The organism is Meridianimarinicoccus sp. MJW13, assembly GCF_014901205.1.
GTDB lineage: Bacteria > Pseudomonadota > Alphaproteobacteria > Rhodobacterales > Rhodobacteraceae > Meridianimarinicoccus.
Genome location: NZ_JACNMU010000010.1, coordinates 140,576 through 160,803, shown reverse-complemented (window position 1 = coordinate 160,803; position 20,228 = coordinate 140,576). Strand labels below are relative to the sequence as shown.

General features: G+C 67.0%; 20 protein-coding genes. 8 read left to right on the top strand and 12 right to left on the bottom strand.

Annotation, left to right across the window (positions count from 1 at the left end; all coding sequences use genetic code 11):
* The 9 genes from H8B03_RS17500 to H8B03_RS17460 all read right to left on the bottom strand — a co-directional run bounded on the left by H8B03_RS17500 (position 1) and on the right by H8B03_RS17460 (position 11,635).
* Positions 1-1,191 carry a DNA recombination protein RmuC gene (locus tag H8B03_RS17500; protein ID WP_193143189.1) on the bottom strand — a complete coding sequence of 397 codons (1,191 nt, stop codon included), beginning with the start codon at positions 1,189-1,191 and terminating at the stop codon, positions 1-3.
* Positions 1,191-3,065 carry a DNA mismatch repair endonuclease MutL gene (mutL, locus tag H8B03_RS17495; protein ID WP_193143188.1) on the bottom strand — a complete coding sequence of 625 codons (1,875 nt, stop codon included), beginning with the start codon at positions 3,063-3,065 and terminating at the stop codon, positions 1,191-1,193. The genes H8B03_RS17500 and mutL overlap by 1 nt, the downstream gene beginning before the upstream one ends.
* 42 nt (positions 3,066-3,107) lie before the next feature.
* A complete protein-coding gene (locus tag H8B03_RS17490; RefSeq protein ID WP_193143187.1) occupies positions 3,108-4,421 on the bottom strand; it encodes a pitrilysin family protein in 1,314 nt (437 codons plus the stop codon).
* Positions 4,418-5,779: a pitrilysin family protein gene (locus tag H8B03_RS17485; RefSeq protein WP_193143186.1), complete on the bottom strand. Its 1,362-nt coding sequence runs from the start codon at positions 5,777-5,779 to the stop codon at positions 4,418-4,420. The genes H8B03_RS17490 and H8B03_RS17485 overlap by 4 nt, the downstream gene beginning before the upstream one ends.
* A 79-nt stretch (positions 5,780-5,858) precedes the next feature.
* On the bottom strand, positions 5,859-6,383 hold the full coding sequence (locus H8B03_RS17480) for a DUF3035 domain-containing protein (RefSeq protein WP_319022501.1): 525 nt from the start codon (positions 6,381-6,383) through the stop codon (positions 5,859-5,861).
* A 58-nt stretch (positions 6,384-6,441) separates the two neighbouring features.
* Positions 6,442-6,909, bottom strand: a complete 468-nt coding sequence (lspA, locus tag H8B03_RS17475; RefSeq protein ID WP_193143185.1) for a signal peptidase II — start codon at positions 6,907-6,909, stop codon at positions 6,442-6,444.
* Between the two features lie 4 nt (positions 6,910-6,913).
* A complete protein-coding gene (gene purH / locus H8B03_RS17470; protein ID WP_193143184.1) occupies positions 6,914-8,503 on the bottom strand; it encodes a bifunctional phosphoribosylaminoimidazolecarboxamide formyltransferase/IMP cyclohydrolase in 1,590 nt (529 codons plus the stop codon).
* Positions 8,504-8,516: 13 nt separating this feature from the next.
* Entirely contained in the window at positions 8,517-10,256 is a 1,740-nt protein-coding gene (locus H8B03_RS17465; RefSeq protein ID WP_193143183.1) for a heparinase II/III family protein, read from the bottom strand.
* 74 nt (positions 10,257-10,330) lie between these two features.
* Positions 10,331-11,635, bottom strand: coding sequence for an RsmB/NOP family class I SAM-dependent RNA methyltransferase (locus tag H8B03_RS17460; protein ID WP_193143182.1), 1,305 nt, complete (start codon positions 11,633-11,635; stop codon positions 10,331-10,333).
* 77 nt (positions 11,636-11,712) lie between these two features.
* Here H8B03_RS17460 and H8B03_RS17455 point away from each other — a divergent pair, with 77 nt between their 5' ends.
* On the top strand, positions 11,713-11,892 hold the full coding sequence (locus tag H8B03_RS17455) for a DUF1674 domain-containing protein (RefSeq protein ID WP_193143181.1): 180 nt from the start codon (positions 11,713-11,715) through the stop codon (positions 11,890-11,892).
* 158 nt (positions 11,893-12,050) lie between these two features.
* On the opposite strand, the gene H8B03_RS17450 is transcribed toward H8B03_RS17455, so the two are convergent.
* Together H8B03_RS17450 and dapB are read right to left on the bottom strand one after the other, a co-directional pair.
* Positions 12,051-12,413 carry a dihydrodipicolinate reductase gene (locus tag H8B03_RS17450; RefSeq protein ID WP_193143180.1) on the bottom strand — a complete coding sequence of 121 codons (363 nt, stop codon included), beginning with the start codon at positions 12,411-12,413 and terminating at the stop codon, positions 12,051-12,053.
* A gap of 48 nt (positions 12,414-12,461) precedes the next feature.
* Positions 12,462-13,274, bottom strand: coding sequence for a 4-hydroxy-tetrahydrodipicolinate reductase (dapB, locus tag H8B03_RS17445; protein WP_193143179.1), 813 nt, complete (start codon positions 13,272-13,274; stop codon positions 12,462-12,464).
* Positions 13,275-13,376: 102 nt separating this feature from the next.
* On the opposite strand from dapB, the gene rbfA reads away from it, so the two are divergent.
* The 6 genes from rbfA to pnp all read left to right on the top strand — a co-directional run bounded on the left by rbfA (position 13,377) and on the right by pnp (position 19,232).
* Positions 13,377-13,781, top strand: a complete 405-nt coding sequence (rbfA, locus tag H8B03_RS17440; RefSeq protein ID WP_193143178.1) for a 30S ribosome-binding factor RbfA — start codon at positions 13,377-13,379, stop codon at positions 13,779-13,781.
* A gap of 4 nt (positions 13,782-13,785) precedes the next feature.
* Positions 13,786-14,691, top strand: coding sequence for a tRNA pseudouridine(55) synthase TruB (truB, locus tag H8B03_RS17435; RefSeq protein WP_193143177.1), 906 nt, complete (start codon positions 13,786-13,788; stop codon positions 14,689-14,691).
* Between the two features lie 150 nt (positions 14,692-14,841).
* Positions 14,842-15,699: a DUF2189 domain-containing protein gene (locus H8B03_RS17430; RefSeq protein WP_193143176.1), complete on the top strand. Its 858-nt coding sequence runs from the start codon at positions 14,842-14,844 to the stop codon at positions 15,697-15,699.
* 41 nt (positions 15,700-15,740) lie between these two features.
* The gene (locus H8B03_RS17425) at positions 15,741-16,256 is read left to right on the top strand and encodes a DUF1643 domain-containing protein (protein ID WP_193143175.1); all 516 of its coding nucleotides are present in this window, start codon (positions 15,741-15,743) and stop codon (positions 16,254-16,256) included.
* Positions 16,257-16,646: 390 nt separating this feature from the next.
* Positions 16,647-16,916, top strand: a complete 270-nt coding sequence (gene rpsO / locus H8B03_RS17420; protein WP_193143174.1) for a 30S ribosomal protein S15 — start codon at positions 16,647-16,649, stop codon at positions 16,914-16,916.
* Positions 16,917-17,099: 183 nt separating this feature from the next.
* Positions 17,100-19,232 (top strand): polyribonucleotide nucleotidyltransferase, encoded by a 2,133-nt coding sequence (gene pnp / locus H8B03_RS17415; protein WP_193143173.1) that lies wholly within the window; start codon positions 17,100-17,102, stop codon positions 19,230-19,232.
* Here pnp and H8B03_RS17410 read toward each other — a convergent pair.
* On the bottom strand, positions 19,190-19,444 hold the full coding sequence (locus H8B03_RS17410; RefSeq protein ID WP_193143227.1) for a hypothetical protein: 255 nt from the start codon (positions 19,442-19,444) through the stop codon (positions 19,190-19,192). The genes pnp and H8B03_RS17410 overlap by 43 nt on opposite strands.
* On the opposite strand from H8B03_RS17410, the gene H8B03_RS19225 reads away from it, so the two are divergent.
* On the top strand, positions 19,361-20,152 hold the full coding sequence (locus H8B03_RS19225) for a glycosyltransferase family 25 protein (protein ID WP_193143172.1): 792 nt from the start codon (positions 19,361-19,363) through the stop codon (positions 20,150-20,152). The two genes, H8B03_RS17410 and H8B03_RS19225, sit on opposite strands and share 84 nt — an antisense overlap.
* Positions 20,153-20,228 lie beyond the last annotated feature (76 nt).

Below are 20,228 nucleotides of genomic sequence, written 5' to 3'. Positions count from 1 at the left end.
TCAGGAGCGGATCACCGCCAGGGGTTCCGCATCCGGTTTCGGCGCGGTCTCGGGCGCGGTCGCATCCTCGAAATCGAAGGCATCCATGCGCTGCGCCCGGCGGCTGGCCTTTTCCGCCGAGATCTTGATGTCGGCAACATCCTTGGCGGCCTGACCGAAATGCCGATCCAGATTGCCGACGCGGGCACTCAACCGCTCCACATCCTTGTGCAGCAGGGCCAGTTCCTTGCGGATCACCCCGGCCTGTTCGCGCATCCGCACGTCCTTCAGCACCGCGCGCAGGGTGTTCAGCGTGGCCATGCAGGTGGTGGGCGACACCAGCCAGACCCGCGCGTCGAAGCCTTCGCGCACGACATCGGGAAAACGCGCGTGCAATTCCGAATAGACCGCTTCCGACGGCACGAACATCAGCGCACCCTCGGCGGTCTCGCCCTCGATGATATACCGCTCGGCAATGGCCCTGATATGGCCCCGGACGGCGGTCTTGAACTTGCGCGCGGCAGCGGTTTTTGCATGGTCGCTGTCGGCGTTGACCAGATCTTCATAGTCGCCCAGCGGAAACTTGCTGTCGATCACCAGCGGCCCCGGCGGGTTCGGCAGGTGGATCACGCAATCGGCGCGCTTGCCGTTGGACAGGGTCACCTGAAAGCCATGGCTGTCGGCGGGCAGGGCCTTGGTGACGATGTCATGAAGCTGGATTTCGCCGAATGCCCCGCGCGCCTGCTTGTTGGACAGGATATCCTGAAGGCCCAGCACGTCGCCCGACAGTTTTTCGATGTTGCTTTGCGCCTTGTCGATAGTCTCCAGACGCTGCTGCAATTCGCCCAGCGACCGCGCGGTGCGGGTGGCGGTGCCGTGCAGCGTGTCGCCCATGGACTTGGTGACTTCCTCCAGCCGCCGCTCGACCGTGGAAAGGGTCACCACCTGCGCCCGCGCCTGCGCCTCGGCCACATGGCTCAGACCACCCGAAAGCTGCTGCTGGGCCTGCGATATCCCTTCGACCCGGCGCCCCATGGTCGAAATCTCGCGCAGCGCTTCCGGCATCATCCGGGCCGTGCGCCCCGCCGCGCGCAGGGCGGCAAGGATCAGCAGCAGGAACAGCCCCAGCACCGCCGCGCCGGCCAGCGCCAGCATCGCCATCGGATCCGCCAGAAGCTCCGGCAGGGAATGCGGCAGGTCGAAGGCCAGCATCAGCTGCGCCCGAACAGCCGTTCCAGATCGGCCAGCTTGAGTTCCACATAGGTCGGGCGGCCATGGTTGCACTGGCCCGAATGCGGCGTCGCCTCCATCTCGCGCAGCAGGGCGTTCATCTCGTCGGCCTGCATCCGCCGCCCGGCCCGCACCGAGCCATGACAGGCCATCCGCGACAGCACCGCGTCGATGCGGGCGGTGATGTTGCCGGTCCCTACCGCGCCGCCTTCGTGCAATTCGTCCAGCAGGTCGCGCAGCAGCGCCTCGGCGTTGACCGGACCCAGCAGCGCCGGGGTGGCGCGCACCGCGACGGCACCGGGGCCGAAGGGCTCAAGGCTCAGGCCCAGGTTGTCCAGCGCCTCGGCCTCGGCCAGCAGGGTGGCGGCGTCGTCGGGGCCAAGATCCACGATCTCGGGGATCAGCAAGGCCTGCGAAGCGACGCCGCGGTCCGCGCGCTGGGTCTTCAGCCGTTCGTAGACCAACCGCTCATGGGCGGCGTGCTGATCGACCAGCACCATGCCGGTGGCGGTCTGCGCCACGATATAGGTCTCGTGCAATTGCGCCCGCGCCGCGCCCAGATAGCCGACCGCGGGGGCCTCCCCGCCATCCGCGTGGTCGGGCGTAGGCTCCGCTTCCACCCGTGCCGAGGGCGCCTCGGCAAAGCCGAACCCGTCCACGGCGGCCTGCGGCGCCTGGGCCTGGTACGACATCTGCCGCGCGGCGGGGGCGGAACGGTCCATCTGATAGACCCGCGCCGGACCCGCCGCCCCGGTCTCGGGGCGGAACGCCCCCAGCGTCGCCCCCGCTACGGTGGTCGACGCCCGATGCCCGGCCTCGGCCAGACAATGACGCAGCCCCGACACGATCAGCCCGCGCACCAGTCCCAGATCGCGGAACCGCACCTCGGCCTTGGCCGGGTGCACGTTCACATCCACCCGCATCGGATCGCACGACACGAACAGCGCCGCCGCCGGGAACCGGTCCCGGCTCAGCAGGTCCGAATACCCGGCCCGCAGCGCCCCGGTCAGCAGCTTGTCGCGCACCGGGCGGCCATTGACGAACAGGTATTGCGCCACTGCCGCGCCGCGCGAATAGGTGGGCAGCGCCGCGAAGCCCGACAGGTTGTGGCCTTCCCGTTCGGCCGCGATCGGCACCGCGTTTTCGGCAAACTCCTTGCCGATCAGCCGCGACAACCGGCCCAGCAGCGACTCGGCCCCCTCGCCCGCTTCCGGGTCGGCACGCAGCACCACGCGCCCGTCACCCCCGCCCGACAGGTCGCGCACCACGAACCCCACCTGCGGCGCGGCCATGGCCAGCCGCCGCAGCGTGTCCAGAAGCGCCTGGGTTTCGGCCCGATCCGAGCGCAGAAATTTCAGCCGCGCCGGGGTGGCATGGAACAGATCGCGCAATTCGACCCGCGTGCCGCTGCGCAGGGCCGCAGGCCGCACCTGTCCCGGCGCCCCGCCGCGCACCGAGATTTCGGCGGCGTCTTCCGTGCCGTGACGCGAGGTGACGGTCAGCCGCGCCACAGCCCCCAGCGAGGCCAACGCCTCGCCCCGGAACCCGAAGGAATGGATGTTCAGAAGGTCGGAACCGTCGATCTTCGACGTGGCATGTCGGCTCAGCGCCAGCGGCAGATCCTCGGCCCGGATGCCGTGCCCGTCGTCGCTGACCCGCAGCAGGGTCTTGCCGCCGTCGGCATAGGCCACCTCGATCCGCCGCGCGCCCGCATCCAGCGCGTTCTCGACCAACTCCTTGGCGGCCGAGGCCGGACGCTCCACCACCTCGCCAGCGGCAATGCGGTTGATCGCGGCCTCGTCCAGAGGAGCGATCCGGGGCGATTCACGCGGTATGTTGGGCAATGCAAGCTCCATACCACAATCTGTAGCATGGAGCCCGACGATTCTGCCAGCCGCTCAGTTGCCCGCTTCCAACCCCTCGGGCTGGCCCACAACCAGGAAGGTCAGCGCCTGGGGATCAAGCAATTCTCCAGCCACGCGGCGCACGTCCTCCACCGTGACGGCGGCCATCCGGTCGTTTCGGGTGGCGATATAGTCGATGGGCAAGCCACCGGCCTGCATCCCCACCATGATCCCCGCGATGGCGGCATTGCCGTCGAACCGCAGCGGGTAGCCGCCGATCAGGTAGGTCTTGGCTTTTGCCACTTCCGCCTCGGTCGGTCCTTCGGTCGCCATGCGCTCCCATTCCGCCCGCACCACCTCGATGGTTTCGGCGGCGCGCGCATTGGCGGTTGAGGCGCGCCCGATCAGCAGGTCAGCCTGATCCTTGCCCAGAAGATAGGAATAGATGCCATAGGTCAGGCCGCGCTTCTCGCGCACCTCGGTCATCAGGCGGGCCTCGAAGCCGCTGCCGCCGAGGATCTGGTTGGCGATATAGGCCGCGAAATAGTCCGGATGGTCGCGGTCCAGACCCGGCTGGGCGAAGGTGATCACCGATTGCGGGGTGTCGAAGGACACCACCTGCACGCCGCCGGGAAAGTTTGGCGTGACCGGCGGCGGCAGGGCCGCTCCGGATTCCGGCAGCCGTGCCATCAGGTCATCGACCACCTGCGCCAGCCGCTCGGGCGAGATATCCCCGGCCGCACTGATATAGACCCGGTCCTGCGCCAGCGCGCCCTTGTGGGCGGCCAGCAGATCATCCCGTGTCAGGGCCGCGACGGTGTCGATCGTGCCCTCCCCCGGCGTGCCATAGGGATGGTCGCCGAAGGTCATCTCGGAAAAGGCGGTCGAGGCCACGGTGTCGGGATCCTCGGCATCGCCACGCAACCCGACCAGAACCTGCGCCCGCACGCGTTCTACCGCATCGTCGTCGAACCGCGGAGCGGCCAGCGCGTCGGACAGCAGCGCCATGGCTTCATCGGTGGTGTCGCTGAGGAACCGGGCCGAGACCGACACGTAGTCATCGCTGGCATCGAAGCCGAAACTGGCCGCCAGATCGTCGCGCGCCTGGGCGAAGCCCAAAGCATCCAGGTCGCCCGCGCCTTCCTCAAGGATCGCGGTCATCAGATAGGTCGCGCCCCGCTTGCCCGGCTGATCCAGCGAAGTGCCGCCCTTGAACAGGATCTCCAGCGACACCGCCGGGATGGCCGGTTCCTCGACCAGCCAGGCGGTGAACCCTGCCGGTGTGGTGACCTCGGTGATCTCGACACTGGCGTGCAAGGGCAGCGCGGCCCCGACCCACAGGGCAACAGCGGCTACAAAGCGTTTCATTGGCTCACCTCCACAACGTCCACCGCATCCTTCGGAGCGCGCAGCCAGCCGGTGACGGATCCCTCGGGCACCAGCACCGCGCGTCCAGCGGCCAGGATATCCTCTTCGGTGACCGATTGGATCACCTCCGGCCAGGCCTCCACATCGGCCAGCGTCAGGCCCGAGGTCAGCGCCGCGCCGATCTTTCGTGCGCGGCCCTGTGCGTTGTCCTTGGCATAGATCGCATTGGCCGCGTACTGCCGTTTCAGACGCGCCAGTTGCGCGCCATCGACGCCACCGTCCAGAAAATTCGCGATCTCGGCATCCAGCGCCGCTTCGGCCTCTTCCAGCGTCACGCCGTCCGCCGGGACAAGGGTGATGGAAAAGGACGACGCATCCAGCGAGGTCGGCTGGTAGTAGGCCGCCGTGTAGACCGCCTTCTGGCTGCCGAATTGCAGCGCCTGCCCCAGATGCGAGGTCGCCGGGGCGCCGCCAAGCAGATCCGCCAGCAACATCAACGCCGCCGCCGTCTCCTGAACGCCGCTGTTGCGCTCGGGCGCCAGGTAGGTGCGGCTCAGATAGGGCTGGGCGATGCGCGGATCCTCGAACACCAGGCGCCGGGCGGCCAGATGCGGCGGCTCGGTCACGCGGTCGCGCGGAGCCAGATCCGGGTTGGGCGGGATCGGGCCGTAGTATTCTTCGGCCAGGTCACGCACACGCTCGGGCGTGACATCCCCGGCCACCACCAGAACCGCGTTGTTCGGCACATAGTGCTTGCCATAGAACTCCAGCGCCGCCTCGGCCCCCAGGGCCGCCACCTCGTGCCGCCAGCCGATGATCGGCCGCCCGTAGGGGTGGTTAAGGTACAGCGCCGCCCGCGCCTGTTCACGGTACAGCGCGGCCGGATTGGAATCGGTGCGCTGGTTGCGCTCCTCCAGCACCACGCTGACCTCGGGCGCGGTCTGTTCCTCGGTCAGGCGCAGGTTCGACATGCGGTCGGCTTCCATTTCCATCATCTGCGGCAGCAGGTCTGCGGCCACGCGCTGAAAATAGGCGGTGTAATCCCACGAGGTGAACGCGTTCTCGGACCCGCCGTTGGCCTGCACGATGCCCGAGAACTCGCCCGGATCGCGGGTCTCGGTGCCCTTGAACATCAGGTGTTCCAGCAGATGCGCGACACCGGAAATGCCGGGCGTCTCATCCGCCGCGCCCACCTTGTACCAGATCATGTGCACCACGGCCGGAGAGCGGTGATCCTCGACGACAACCACTTCCATGCCGTTGTCCAGCGTGAAACTGGTCACATCCTCGGCCGCCGCCACGGGCAGGGCCACGGCACAGGCCAATGCGATCGACATGTTGCGTAGGGTAGAAATCATGACGCCTCCTGTCAGGGTTTCCAAACAGATACGCCATGCCGCGCGCGGTACAAGCCACCACGCGAGGATGTGAGCGGGATCAGCGCGGTTTCAGGGCGGCCGGCGGCGCCGACGGGGTTTCGACCCCCATCCGGCGGAAGCGCGCGATCTCGGCCTGCTGATCCAGCGACATGCTGCTGTAGGCGTCGTAATAGACATTCACGTTGAACCAGCGTTCCAGCAAGCGGCCATCGTTGTCCCGGCGGAACTTCAGGTCCTCGTCGGCCAGGGTCTTGCGGATGGAGGGATCGGTGCCATAGCGCCCGGCATAGCGCACCAGCCCGCCGTCCGAGGCGGGAATGCTGTCGCGTTTCAACGCACTGGCGGACCCGCCAAGCGCCACCACCGCATCCTCGAAGGGCGTGGGATCGGCCCGGTTCTGCGCGCCCAGAATCGGGGCGGGCAGGGCTTTCGGGTCCGGCGGTGTTTCCAGCGGCCGTGCCGGCGCCACAAGAAATTCGTCCGGGCCGGTGCGGCTGGCGGCGAAATTCATCAGGTCCGGGTTGTCGCTGCCGCAGGCGGTCAGAACGACAAGGGCAAGCAGGCTCAGGCGCAGGGGCGTCACTTGGACAAACTCTCCGATCTCGGGTCGGCCCCTTCTCTAGCGCAGCTTTGAAGCCGCGTCACGGGGTGTTTGCCGGACGGGCCCACAGAACCAGCCCCGCGGCGCCCGCGAAAACCGCCACATCGGCCAGATTGAAGGCAAAAGGGTTGTTGATCCCGCAGCACGACATGTTCAGAAAGTCGGCCACCGCGCCAAAACGCAACCGGTCGACCACATTGCCAAGCGCCCCGCCCACCAGTGCACCGGCGGCCCAAAGCACCCGGCGCTGCCCGTCGGCGCGGGCAAAACGGATGACCCAGGCGCAGATCGCCAGCGCCAGCGCGATCAGGACCCAGCGCGCCGCACCGGGGGCTCCGGAAAACAGGCCAAAGTTGATGCCCTCGTTCCAGCCCATGACAAAGCGCAGGTACGGCGGCGCCACGTCGATCACCAGCCGATCCTTCAGGTTCAGACCCCAGACCACCGCCCATTTCGACGCCTGGTCCAGGATCAGTACCAGCAGCGCGGCGCTCCACAGTCCCCGCATCGGCTCAGTGCCGAAAATGGCGCATGCCGGTGAAGATCATCGCCAGCCCGGCCTCATCCGCCGCCGCGATGACCTCGTCGTCGCGCATCGAGCCGCCGGGCTGGATGATCGCCGTGGCACCGGCCTCGGCGGCGGTGATCAGCCCGTCGGCAAAGGGGAAGAACGCATCCGAGGCCACCACGGAGCCTTGCGTCAGCGGTGCGGCCAGCCCCATCGCCTCGGCCATGTCCTGCGCCTTGCGCGCGGCGATCCGGGTGCTGTCCACGCGGCTCATCTGGCCCGCACCGACGCCCACCGTGGCACCATCCCTGACATAGATGATGGCATTGGACTTCACGTGCTTGGCCACTTTCCAGGCAAACAGCAGATCCGCCAGTTCGGCCTCTGAAGGTGTCCGCTTGGTGACGATCTTCAGATCGTCGCGCGAAATTCGCCCGATGTCCTTGTCCTGCACCAGCATCCCGCCGGCGACCTGCCGATAGGTCTGCGCCGCCGCCGTCAGGTCCGGCAGTCCGCCAGTGGTGAGCAGCCGCAGGTTCTTCTTCTTGGCAAAAATACTCATGGCCGCGTCATCCGCCGCCGGCGCGATCACCACTTCCGTGAAGATCTCGGTAATGGCTTCGGCCGTCGGCCCGTCGATCGGCTGGTTCAGCGCGATGATGCCGCCGAAGGCCGAGGTCCGGTCGCAATCGAAAGCCCGCCCATAGGCTTCGGCCAGCGTCGCACCACGGGCCACGCCGCAGGGGTTGGCGTGCTTGATGATGGCGCAGGCCGGCCCCTCGGCGGGATCGAATTCCGCCACAAGTTCGAAGGCCGCATCGGTGTCGTTGATGTTGTTGTAGGACAGTTCCTTGCCCTGATGCTGGCGCGCCGTCGCCACGCCGGGCCGGCTGGAGCCATCGGTGTAGAAGGCCGCCGCCTGATGCGGGTTCTCGCCATAGCGCAGGGTTTGTGCCAGCGTCCCGGCAAAGGCCCGGCGGCGCGGCGCGGGCTCGCCCAGGGCATCGGCCATCCAGCTTGACACGGTCGCATCATAGGCGGCGGTGCGGGCATAGGCGGTCTGGGCCAGCTTCTGGCGGAACCCATAGGTGGTCTCGCCATCATGGGCTTCCATTTCGGCCAGCAGGGCGTCGTAATCCTGCGGATCGACCACCACCGACACGAAGGCGTGGTTCTTGGCCGCCGCGCGGATCATCGCCGGGCCGCCGATGTCGATGTTCTCGATGCAGGTGTCATAATCCGCCCCGGCGGCCACCGTGGCCTCGAACGGATAGAGGTTCACCACCAGCAGATCGATGGCGCCGATGCCGTGGCTTTCCATCGCTTCCAGATGTTCATCATTGTCGCGCAGGGCCAGCAGGCCGCCATGCACACGCGGATGCAGGGTCTTGACGCGCCCGTCCATCATCTCGGGAAAGCCGGTGACCTCGGCCACATCGGTGACCTCCAGCCCGGCGGCTCGCAGGGCCTTGGCGGTGCCGCCGGTGGACAGCAGCATGACCCCTCGCGCATTCAGGGCGGTGGCGAACTCCACCAGACCTGTCTTGTCGGAAACGGAAAGAAGCGCAGAGCGCAGCGGCGCGCGGTCGGTCATTGTCTTGGTCCTTTCAGGCTCGGCCCGGTGCGGGGTCGTCCAGCAGCCCGTCGCGCGGGTTTTCGCGCAGAAAATCGGGCATGTCGCCCTCTTTCTCAAGCCGCCATCGGATCGTCGTGGCAAAGTCGCGTGCCCGCCCCTCAAGAACGATCTGTCGGCTCGCACGCGGTTCGGCGCGGGTGTTGTCCAGATACACGCTGGCGTCAAGACGCAAGGACAGCGCGCCTTCGACGCGGAAACACCAGCGTTCCCCCGACGGCAGCGCCAGATGTACCGGCCCGGCGCCGTCCTCCTGCTGAGCGGTGACCTCTGGATGCAGGTGAAAGCGCAAGGCGTAGGGCACGCCACGCCCGTCATGGGCCCCGGAAAACCGCCGCTTCTCGGTCTCGGTGACCGCGCTCAGCAGATCCTCGCCGCGCAGCACGCCGCCCGACAGGTCCAGATCCAGCCGCCGCACATGGATCAGCCCATACCCTGGTGCATAGCCGTTGTGCGCGGCCACGACGTGCGCATCGGGCGTCTCGCCATGCAATTCGACTTCCACATCTTCCGGCGGTTCCGCGCTGCGCCGCGCCGCACGCCCAACGGGCTCCAGCGGACAGGAGGACTGGCCGTCCAGGATCAGCGTGCTGTGCGAGGCGGTTTGCCGTGCCGCGCTGTGCCAATCCGCCCCGAACCCGGCACCCGAACCGCAATTGACGATCAGGCGACGCCGGCCCGAGGTCATCTCGAACCCCAGCGCCCCGGCATGAGGATCGGCGCCGGGCACTGTCAGCGGCGGCGGCGCCACATCGACCAGGACAATGCTGCGCCCGCGCGCCATTCGCGCATACCCCATTGGCATCGCCGGACCTGCACCACGCGCGCCCGGCATCACCGACAGCGCCGCATCCAGCGTCACCGCGCATCCCGCACTGCCGCCCTGAAACCGCGCCAGACCGCCGGTGCCCAGCCGCAAGCCGCGCACCACAGGCGCAAGCCGCGCCAACGCGCCGCTATGTTCCGGCCCCGGCGACAATTCCGCCAGGTCCAGCGCCCGCGCCGCCATGGCCAGCGCCACGAACAGCTCCGCCAGCACCTCGGGGTTGCGGGTTGGAATGCCGCCTGCCGGATCGATCAGCTTGGCACACAACGGCTCCAACGCCGCGCTGGCCTTGGCCTGCAACGCCTCGGACTGCGTCAGGCAGGCGCCTGAGGTCAGCAGATGGGTCCATGTCAGCAGCCCGTCGAAGCCGCCCGGCACCTGCCGCAACCGCCGCTGCACGAACCGCTGGTGGCGCGCGACCGTCCGCTCCAGAATGGCCAGCGAAACGGCCTCCATCCCGGTGGCCAGCCAGGTCATGTAGCGCAGCAGCCGGTTCAACCGCTCCGCCGCGATCACCACGTGCCAGCCGGGTCCATGCCCCTTGCCGAAGCGGTTCAGCCAGATCTGCACCCAATGGCAGGCCACACGCTGCGCCTGCGGATCCGACAGCGCCGCCAGATCGTCCAGCCAGCGGAACGCCTGCCGCCCCTGTTCGCGCAGCGGGTCGTCGCAGTGGATGTCCCAGATGGGTTCGCCCGGTCGGGGGGTGGGTTCGCCAAGGCCGAAATGCCCGGCCAGCAGGGCCTCGCCCCGCGCGGCATGGCCAAAGACCGCCCAGGCCGGATCGGCACGCAGCGCCAGACGGCGATGCATCGGCCCGCTCAGCCGGGCGTGCAGCCGGTCAATCCCGGTCACGCGATAGGCTTTGCCCCCGGCCAGTCCCGCCATGAAAACCCCGTTCGTTTCACTGCATCAGCCGGACCATAGGCAGGCGCGCGCGCCCTGTCATCGCCCAATTGGCCTCACGCCTCCCGACGCAACAGCGTGATGAAGAACCCGTCCATGCCGCCGCGTTCGGCCCAGAAATCCGGCCGCAGGCGCAATCCCAGTGGCCCCAGCCAGGCCGGATCGATACCGGGCAGGGCCGCCAAAGCGTCCTGATCGACCCACAGGCCGGGTGTGCGCTCCAGCAGGCCGGCGATCTGATCCTCTCCCTCCTCGGGCAGCAGCGAACAGGTGCAATAGACCAGCCGCCCGCCGGGTTTCACCCAGCCCAGCGCCCGATCCAGCATCTGCTGCTGCAACGCCGCCAGCGCCCGGATGTCCGACGATTGCTTGACGAAGGGCAGATCGGGATGGCGGCGGATGGTGCCGGTGGCCGAACAGGGCGCATCCAGAAGCACGGCGTCAAAAGCCCCACCCTTCCAGGTCAGCGCATCGGCCACCACGACCTTGGCTTCAAGCCCGGTGCGGCGCAGGTTGTCATGCAAGCGACGCAACCGCGCTTCCGAGGCATCCAGCGCCGTGACCGACGCCCCGGCGGCAGCCAGTTGCAGGGTCTTCCCGCCCGGTGCCGCGCACAGATCCAGCACTGTTTCACCCGGCGTCGCGGCCAGCACCCGCGCCGGCAGCGCCGCCGCCGCATCCTGCACCCAGAAGGCACCCGTATCATATCCCGGCAGGCCCGAAACCTGTCGCGAGCCTGACAAGCGCACCGATCCGGTGGGCAGAAGGTCGCCGCCAAGCGTCTCGGCCAGCGCCGCGGCATCACGCGCTGTCAGGTCCAGCGGTGCCCCTACGGCATGCGCGGTCTCGATCGCAGCGGTCACTTTGCCGCCATAGGCCGATTGCAGCCGTCCGCGCAGCCAGTTCGGCAACCGTTGCGCCTGCTGCCGCGCCCAGATCTCCGGCCCGTCCTCAGCCACCCGGCGCAACACCGCGTTGACCAGCCCTTTGACGCGCGCCGTCGCCGGATCGCTGCCCGCCAGACTGACCGCCGAATCCACAACCCCATGCGCCGCCGCGCCCATGTGGCACAATTCGACCACCGACAACCGCAACAGGTGCCGCGCCGCAGGGGGCGGGGGTTTGCGCACGAAGGGTTTCAGAACCGCATCCGCCGGTCCCAGATGCCGCAGGGTCTCACTCGCCAGACGTTGCGCACGCGCCCTGTCGTCGGGCGCCAGCCCGGCCAGCGGTCCGTCTGCGGCATCCACCGCCGCGGCCAGCAACTGGCCTTCTTCCAGAACCGCCACCAGCAAGCCAACGGCGGCCTTGCGTGCCGCCTGACCGCCCGGCGCGGCACTCTTTCGATCTTCCTGTGCCATCCCCTGCGCCCTCCGGCCCCCTTGAGCGTTGCGACGTCTGGCGTATATCAGGCACAGGTCAGCCACAAGGACGCCCCATGAGCCATCCCGATCCAGACACCCTGCCCGAGGCCGCAAAACGCGCCCTGCAGGAAGCCGAAGAGCGCCGCAAACAGGCGCAACAGGCCGAATTGCCCACGGAACTGGGCGGGCGCGACGGCCCGGAACCGGTGCGCTACGGCGACTGGGAGAAAAAGGGCATCGCCATCGATTTCTGACGGTGGGCTGCATCGGGCGTTTGTCGATGCCCAGATCGTCTTGCGCCCTGGTCAGCCGGGGCGCCACTCATCCGCGCCTGTCACGCCCCCTCGGATCATGTCCCAGACGGCCCTCACTTTTTCTTGTCCAAAATACTCCCGCCGGAGGCATGAAGGTCCTAGCGCAACGTCAGGCTCGCCGAAGGCCCCGCGCCCCGGTCCGAAGTGAACTTCAAGGCCCGTCCGTTCAAGGCGACCTCCTGACAGTTGAACCCGAGATCGCGCTCGCCCCAGACCAGATCGCGGCAGAAATAGCCGTTCTGCCACTCCCAGGCCCCCGACACCTGCTTGCCGAAGGCCGAGCCGCGGATGTCGCCACCCGGCGTCACGGTCAATTCGATGCCCAGGCGGGTCAATTGCCGGCCCGCGACCATCTCGGCAAAGGTGCGCTTGTCGGTGATCCGGGAATAATCCGCCACGGCGGCGGTGGCGACAAGGCTGACACTCACCCCGGCGATCCAGGCGAAGACACGATATGGCATGGCACGCTCCCTGCTTTTGAAGGGATACGCGCCAAAGCCCTGTCTGGATCACCCCAGCCCGAGCACATCCAGCATGGAATAGTGGCCCGGCACCTTGCCCTGCCCCCACAGCGCCGCCTTCACGGCCCCGCGCGCAAAGACCGACCGGTCCGAGGCTACGTGGCGCAGGGTGATGCGCTCGCCATCGGCAGCGAACAGCACGTCATGCTCACCGATGATGTCGCCGCCGCGAATGGCATGGAAGCCGATCTTGCCGCGTTCGCGCGGGCCGGTGATGCCGTCCCTGCCGCGATCGCTGGCCTGTTCCAGATCGACGCCGCGCCCGTCGGCGGCCGCCTGTCCCAGCATCAGGGCCGTACCCGAAGGCGCATCGACCTTGTGCCGGTGGTGGCCCTCGACCACCTCGATGTCGTAGTCTTCGTCCAGTGCTGCGGCGACCTGCCTGGTCAGCTGAACCAGTAGGTTCACGCCCAGGCTCATGTTGCCGGCGCGCACCACGACACCGCGGTCGGTCACCGCGTCCACGGCGGCGATATCGGCCTCGGTCATGCCGGTGGTGCCGATCACATGAACGACACCCTTGTCAGCCGCCAATTGCGCCAGCGCAACGGTGGCCGCGGGTGCGGTGAAATCGATCACCGCGTCGGCTCTGTCCAGCGCCGCCGCTGCATCGCCGGTTACTACGACGCCGGTTGCCGCGCCGCCCATGGCTTCGCCCAGGTCGCGGCCGATCCAGTCATGGCCCGGTCGTTCCACCGCGCCGGACAGATGCGTTTTTGGGTTGTCCTGCACGGTTTGCACCAGCATCCGGCCCATCCGGCCCGACACGCCCATCACCACGATCGCGCAGCTTTCCGACATCTCGCATCATCCTTCTTTTCATGGTCCCGCCCCTCCTATCTTTCCCCGACGCCCTTGGCAAAGCCTGTTGCAGCAGCCGATCCGATCCCCTAGATAGCGCCGATGGCACGAAACAAGCATCATGATGGCGCCGGCCCCTCGCAGCGGCAATTGCGCGTGGGCGAACTGATCCGGCGCACCCTGTCGGATGTGCTGGCGCGCGGCGACGTGCATGATCCCGACCTGAACCGCATGTCGATCACCGTGGGCGAGGTGCGCACCTCGCCGGATCTGAAGATCGCCACGGCCTTCGTCCTGCCCCTGGGTGGCGAGAATGCCGAAGAAGCGCTTCTGGCCCTGCGCCGCAACACGCATGAACTGCGCCGTCAGGTCTCCAAGGGTCTGACCCTGAAATACGCGCCCGAGTTGCGGTTCCGGCTGGATGACACCTTCGACCGGATGGACGATACCCGCCGCCTGTTTTCGAGCGAGACGGTCCAGCGCGACCTGCAAAAGCCGGACGACTGAGACCATGGCACGCCGAAAGAAGGGACGCGATGTCTCGGGCTGGCTGGTCATCGACAAGCCCGCCGGGATCACCTCCAATGCCGTTGTCAACAAGGTCCGCTGGGCCTTCGATGCCAAGAAGGCCGGGCACGCGGGCACGCTGGATCCCGAAGCCACAGGCGTTCTGGCCGTGGCCCTGGGCGAGGCCACCAAGACCGTGCCTTATATCACCGATGCACTGAAGGCCTATCGCTTCACCGTGCGGCTGGGGGTATCCACCGACACTGACGATGCCGAAGGCCGGGTGCTGGCGACCTCGGACCTGCGCCCCGATGACGACCAGATCGACGCTGCGCTGGCGCAATTCGTGGGCGACATCCAGCAGGTGCCGCCGCTTTATTCCGCCGTCAAGATCGACGGCCAGCGCGCCTATAAACTTGCCCGCGACGGCGACACGCCGGAACTGGCCGCGCGCCCGCTCTACGTCGAAAGCCTGACCCGCGTCGCCCGCGAGGATGCCGATCACGTCACCCTGGAAATGGTCTGCGGCAAGGGCGGCTACGTGCGCGCCATCGCCCGCGACCTGGGCGAGGCATTGGGATGCCTGGGCCATGTGCGCGAACTGCGCCGGGTCTGGTCCGGCCCCTTCGACGCCGAGGACGGCCTGTCGATGACGCAGATCGAGGCCGAGGCAAAGGATCCCGCGCTTGACCGCTTCCTGCTGCCGCTGGAAACCGGCCTTGCCGACCTGCCCGAACTGCCCTGCCCCCCCGAAGCCGCCACCCGCCTGCGCCATGGCAATCCCGGCCGCGTCAACCAGGGGGCAGAGTATGGCGAGGAAGCCTGGGCGTCCTGCAACGGTCAGCCCGTGGCGGTGGGCATCTACCGCGCCGGGGAATTGCATCCCACACGGGTCTTCAACCTGACGTGACCCTGCCCGCCGCTCGCGCCACTGTGAGCGCCGCGTCCCGCCAATTGCGCTAGACTGAGGGCAGAGTACGCGGCTGCCCGGGTCTCGCCGCGCTCCGCCGCAGGCCTATACCTGACGACGTTCCCACAGGCCCGCACGGGAGGAACGCACATGGTCAAGACAATCGGAAACCCTCTGACATGGACCGCCGAGGCCGCCAGCGCGGCCGGCAGTCACGTGGCCGAAGCCACCCGCCGCATGGGCGGACGCGAAACCGAGGCGCCACAGGTGCGCCAGATCACCTTCGACGATCTGCTGGCGGCGCTGGCCGCGGGCTTCGAGGATTTCATGGCCCTGCGCAGCGATGTGCTGGCGCTGGTGGTGATCTATCCGCTGATCGGCGTGGCGCTGGTGCTGATCGCGGTCAACACCGAACTGCTGCCCTACCTGTTCCCCATGGCCTCGGGCTTTGCCCTGATCGGACCGGTGGCCGCCACGGGTCTCTATGAACTCAGCCGCCGCCGCGAGGCCGGCGAACCGACGCGGTGGAGCGATGCGCTCACCCCCCTGCGCTCGCCCTCGATGGCGCCGATCCTGGCGCTTGGCGGGCTGTTGATGGCGATCTTCGTCATCTGGATGCTGGTAGCCGGGATGATCTGGCAGGTCACGCTGGGCGCACAACCCCCGTCCGAGGCCGGATTCCTGGCGCAGGTTCTGGGCACCAATGCCGGCTGGGGCATGATCCTTCTGGGCATCCCCATAGGTGCGGTCTTCGCGGCACTGGTGCTGGCGCTGGCGGTGGTCTCGGTCCCGCTGCTGGTAGATCGCAACACCGGCCTGCCGATGGCGTTGGTCACCTCGTGGCGCGTCACCCGCACCAATCCGGGGCCGGTGCTGGCCTGGGGCGCCATCGTGGCAGGGCTCCTCGTCATCGGCTCGCTGCCGCTGTTTCTGGGGCTGATCGTGGTGATGCCGGTGCTGGGTCATGCCAGCTGGCACCTGTATCGTCGCGCCGTCGCGCCGCGCTAGACCGTCTTGCGGCCCGTCCGGCAATCGCGCAAGACGGGCCCATGATCGAACGCAGCCACCTGAAAGGCGATGCCGCCTCTACCGCCGTCTATTCCGACTGCGAACACTACCGCTACAGCCTGACCCGCACCTGGGATCCACAGGGCGCGCGGGCGCTTTTCGTGATGCTGAACCCTTCGACCGCCACCGAGGTGCAGAACGACCCCACTGTCGAACGCTGCGAGCGCCGCGCCCGTGCCCTGGGCTTTGGCGCCTTCCAGGTCACCAATATCTTCGCCTGGCGTGCCACCGATCCGCGCGCGATGCGCGCGCAGGCCGACCCGGTGGGCCCGTCCAATGACACCGCCATTGCCGAAGGCTGCACCTGGGCAGACAAGGTGATCTGCGCCTGGGGCACCCACGGCGCGCATCTGGATCGCGGCCCGGCGGTCGAATCGCTGATCCGCGCCACCGGCGTCGCGCCCCATCACCTCGGCCTCAGCAAGGCGGGCCACCCGAAACACCCGCTCTACATCTCCTACGCCCAGCCGTTGATCCCCTGGCCCGCCCCGGGGTGAGTCGGTCGCCGGGTCAAGGGCGCGGCACGCGCGGGCACAGCCCGCTTGCCCTTGAGGCGGGGGCCGACTTGCCCAAGGCTTGCCTTGATCCGCAGACCTGCTGCGGATCTCTCAGCCAAATGCCCCTCGCCCTTGCCACAAGCCCGCCGCGGATCAGGGGTGTCCGGCGGCCACGGGCGGCGCCCCGCTCGCGGCGCAAGCCGGGGGCGGGGCACATGTTGTGCCGCGCGCCCGCGCGCGGCGCCGCCCGGCAACGCTGCCCCTTTTCAACGCCCGGCTTTTCCCCTATACGCGCGCATCCGCCCGGTGTTCGGGTGGGTGCTCTCTCCATGGGCTCTGCTGGACGACATCCCGGCTTGTGCCTTCACCCTCTTGTTCAAGGAGACCCCGATGTCGATTACTGTTGAAGAAAAAGCCCGCGTCATGAAGGACTTCGCAACCAAGGAAGGCGACACCGGTTCGCCCGAAGTTCAGGTTGCCATCCTCACCTCGCGGATCACCACGCTCACCGAGCACTTCAAGACCCACAAGAAGGACAACCACTCGCGTCGTGGCCTTCTGAAACTGGTAGCACAGCGCCGCAAGCTGCTGGACTATCTGAATGAAAAAGACGCCGCCCGCTACCAGGAGCTGATCAAGCGCCTCGGCCTGCGCCGCTAAGCTTTTCGGGAAACGCGCCTTCGGCGCGTTTTCTTTTGTTCATCACGGCATTGCGCCGTGTCCAGACGCACTCTCCTGCCGGGCCCCACGGGACAGGATGCCAGAACGACGACGGGGCCACGGGCACAAGTCCGTACGCAACCAGGCCGGGGGAGGGTCCCTCGGTCAGCATTAGGAACGACAATGTTCGACGTAAAAACCAAATCCATGCAGTGGGGTGAAGAAACCCTGACGCTCGAAACGGGCAAGGTTGCCCGCCAGGCCGATGGCAGCGTGATTGCCACCCTGGGCGAAACCAGCGTCATGGCCAACGTGACCTTCGCCAAGGAAGAAAAGCCCGGACAGGGTTTCTTCCCGCTGACCGTGCATTACCAGGAAAAATACTATGCCGCGGGCAAGATCCCCGGCGGCTTTTTCAAGCGTGAAGCGCGCCCGACCGAAAAAGAAACCCTGACGGCCCGCCTGATCGACCGCCCGATGCGGCCGCTGTTCGTGCCCGGCTTCAAGCACGAAGTCCTGGTCATGTGCACGGTGCTCAGCCACGACCTGGTCAATGATCCCGACATCGTGGCGCTGATCGCCGCCTCGGCCGCGCTGACCATCTCGGGCGTGCCCTTCATGGGCCCCGTGGGTGCGGCGCGCGTCGGCTATGAGGACGGCGAATACATCCTGAACCCGACCATCGACGACATGGACCAGTTGCGCAACACCCCCGAGCAGCGGCTCGACCTGGTTGTCGCCGGCACCCGCGACGCCGTGATGATGGTGGAATCGGAAGCCTACGAACTGTCGGAAGCCGAAATGCTGGGCGCCGTGAAGTTCGGCCATGAGGCGCTCAAGCCGGTGGTCGACCTGATCATCGCGCTGGCCGAGGAAGCCGCCAAGGATCCCTTCGACTACACGCCGCCGGACTACTCCGATCTCTACGCAGCCGTGAAGGCCGCGGGCGAGACCGAGATGCGTGCCGCCTTCGCCCTGACCGACAAGCAGGAGCGGACCGCCGCCATTTCCGCCGCGCGCGAGACCATTCGCGGCAAGCTGACCCAGGAACAGCTGGACGACAGCAACCTCGGCTCGGCCTTCAAGAAGCTGGAAAGCAGCATCCTGCGCGGCGACATCATCTCGGGCGGTGCCCGGATCGACGGTCGTGCCCGCGATCAGGTGCGCCCGATCGTGTCGGAAGTTGGCATCCTGCCCCGCACCCACGGGTCGGCCCTGTTTACCCGCGGCGAAACCCAGGGTCTGGTGGTGACCACGCTGGGCACCGGCGATGACGAACAGTTCATCGACGCCCTGCACGGCAACTTCAAATCCAACTTCCTGCTGCACTACAACTTCCCGCCGTATTCGGTCGGTGAAGTTGGCCGTGTCAGCGGCCCGGGCCGTCGTGAAATCGGCCATGGCAAGCTGGCGTGGCGGGCGCTGCAGGCGGTTCTGCCGGCGGCCACCGACTTCCCCTACACCATCCGCCTGGTCTCCGAGATCACCGAATCGAACGGCTCCTCGTCGATGGCGTCGGTCTGCGGTGGCTCGTTGTCGATGATGGATGCGGGCGTGCCCCTGAAAGCACCGGTCGCCGGTGTCGCCATGGGCCTGATCCTGGAAGACGATGGCCAGTTCGCGGTTCTGACCGACATTCTGGGCGACGAGGATCACCTCGGCGACATGGACTTCAAGGTCGCAGGCACCGAGAACGGCATCACCTCGTTGCAGATGGACATCAAGGTCGCGGGCATCACCCCCGAGATCATGGAGCAGGCCCTGTCGCAAGCCAAGGACGGCCGTCTGCACATCCTGGGCGAGATGAACAAGGCGCTCAGCTCGGGCCGTCAGGAATTCTCGGCGCACGCCCCGCGCATCGAGACCATGACCGTGCCCACCGACAAGATCCGTGAAGTGATCGGCTCGGGCGGCAAGGTCATCCGCGAGATCGTGGAAGTGTCCGGCGCCAAGGTCGACATCAACGACGACGGTGTCATCAAGATCGCCTCGGCCAATGCCGACAGCATCCAGAAGGCCTATGACATGATCTATTCGATCGTGGCAGAGCCGGAAGAAGGCAAGGTCTACAAGGGCAAGGTCGTGAAGATCGTTGATTTCGGCGCCTTCGTGAACTTCTTCGGCAAGCGCGACGGCCTGGTGCACGTCAGCCAGATCGAGAACCGCCGCCTGAACCATCCGTCGGATGTGCTGAAGGAAGGCCAGGAAGTCTGGGTCAAGCTGCTGGGCTTTGACGATCGCGGCAAGGTTCGCCTGTCGATGAAGGTCGTCGATCAGGAAACCGGCGAGGAAGCCACCAAGGAAGACGCCGAATAATCCTGGTCGGTCAAACAAACATCAAGCCCCGCACGCCTTGGCGCGCGGGGCTTTTTTGTGTCAATTCCGCGTTGCACGAAAATGGCAGCGCCGGGATACTGGGTCCAGTTTTCTTGAACTGGATCACGATGAAACACGTTTTCACGCAAGTCATCAATTTGGACAGCAGCGTAGATCGCCTGGCGACCGCTCGCAGCCAGCTTGCCGCTCAAGGTCTGCCATTCAGCCGCACGCCGGCCTTTGACGGCCGGGGCAAGTCCGCCTCTGAACTGCCCCGCTATTCCCCGTTGCGGGCGCGCCTGTGGTTCGGACGGACCCTGACCGGCGGCGAAGTGGGATGCTTTCTGTCACATCGCACCTGTGCCGAGCGTTTTCTTGATAGCAATGCTTTTGCCGGGCTGGTCCTTGAAGACGACTTGCAGCTTGGCGACAGCTTTGCCGAGGATCTTGCCGCAACGGTTGATGGGTTGCGCAATGGCGCAGCCCCCGGTTGGCGGCTTGTCAATATGGGTCATGCCCTGAAGGCGAACCAGCCCCGGCGACAGGTTCTGACCCTGCCTCATGGCCAAAGTCTGTTCCTTGGTGCGGATTTTCCTCTGACCACCCTTGCCCTGCTGTGGTCGCGGGAAGGGGCCGAACGGTTCTTGAACAAGGCCCGCCTTGTCACCGGAACTGTCGACAATTGGCTGCGGTCCGACATGGCGGTTCATGGAGGTGGACTGTTTGCGGACCCGCCACTTGTCCACCCGGTCGGCACCAGCGTGATCAACACCGAAATCGGGGCCGCTGACATCCAGAAGGTTGGCGTGGGTCCGCGCAAGGGATGGTACGGCTATCGATCTCGACAAAGATCAAGGTGGCGACGTGGGCTTGGGGAACGGCGATTGGCGAAGATCGCCAGGGCTGCGAAAGACAACTGACGTATTCCCATACGGGCTTCGCCCGTCTTGCGCTAAAAATGTCTCTGGCCAGAGCCACGGCCAATGGTACAAATCC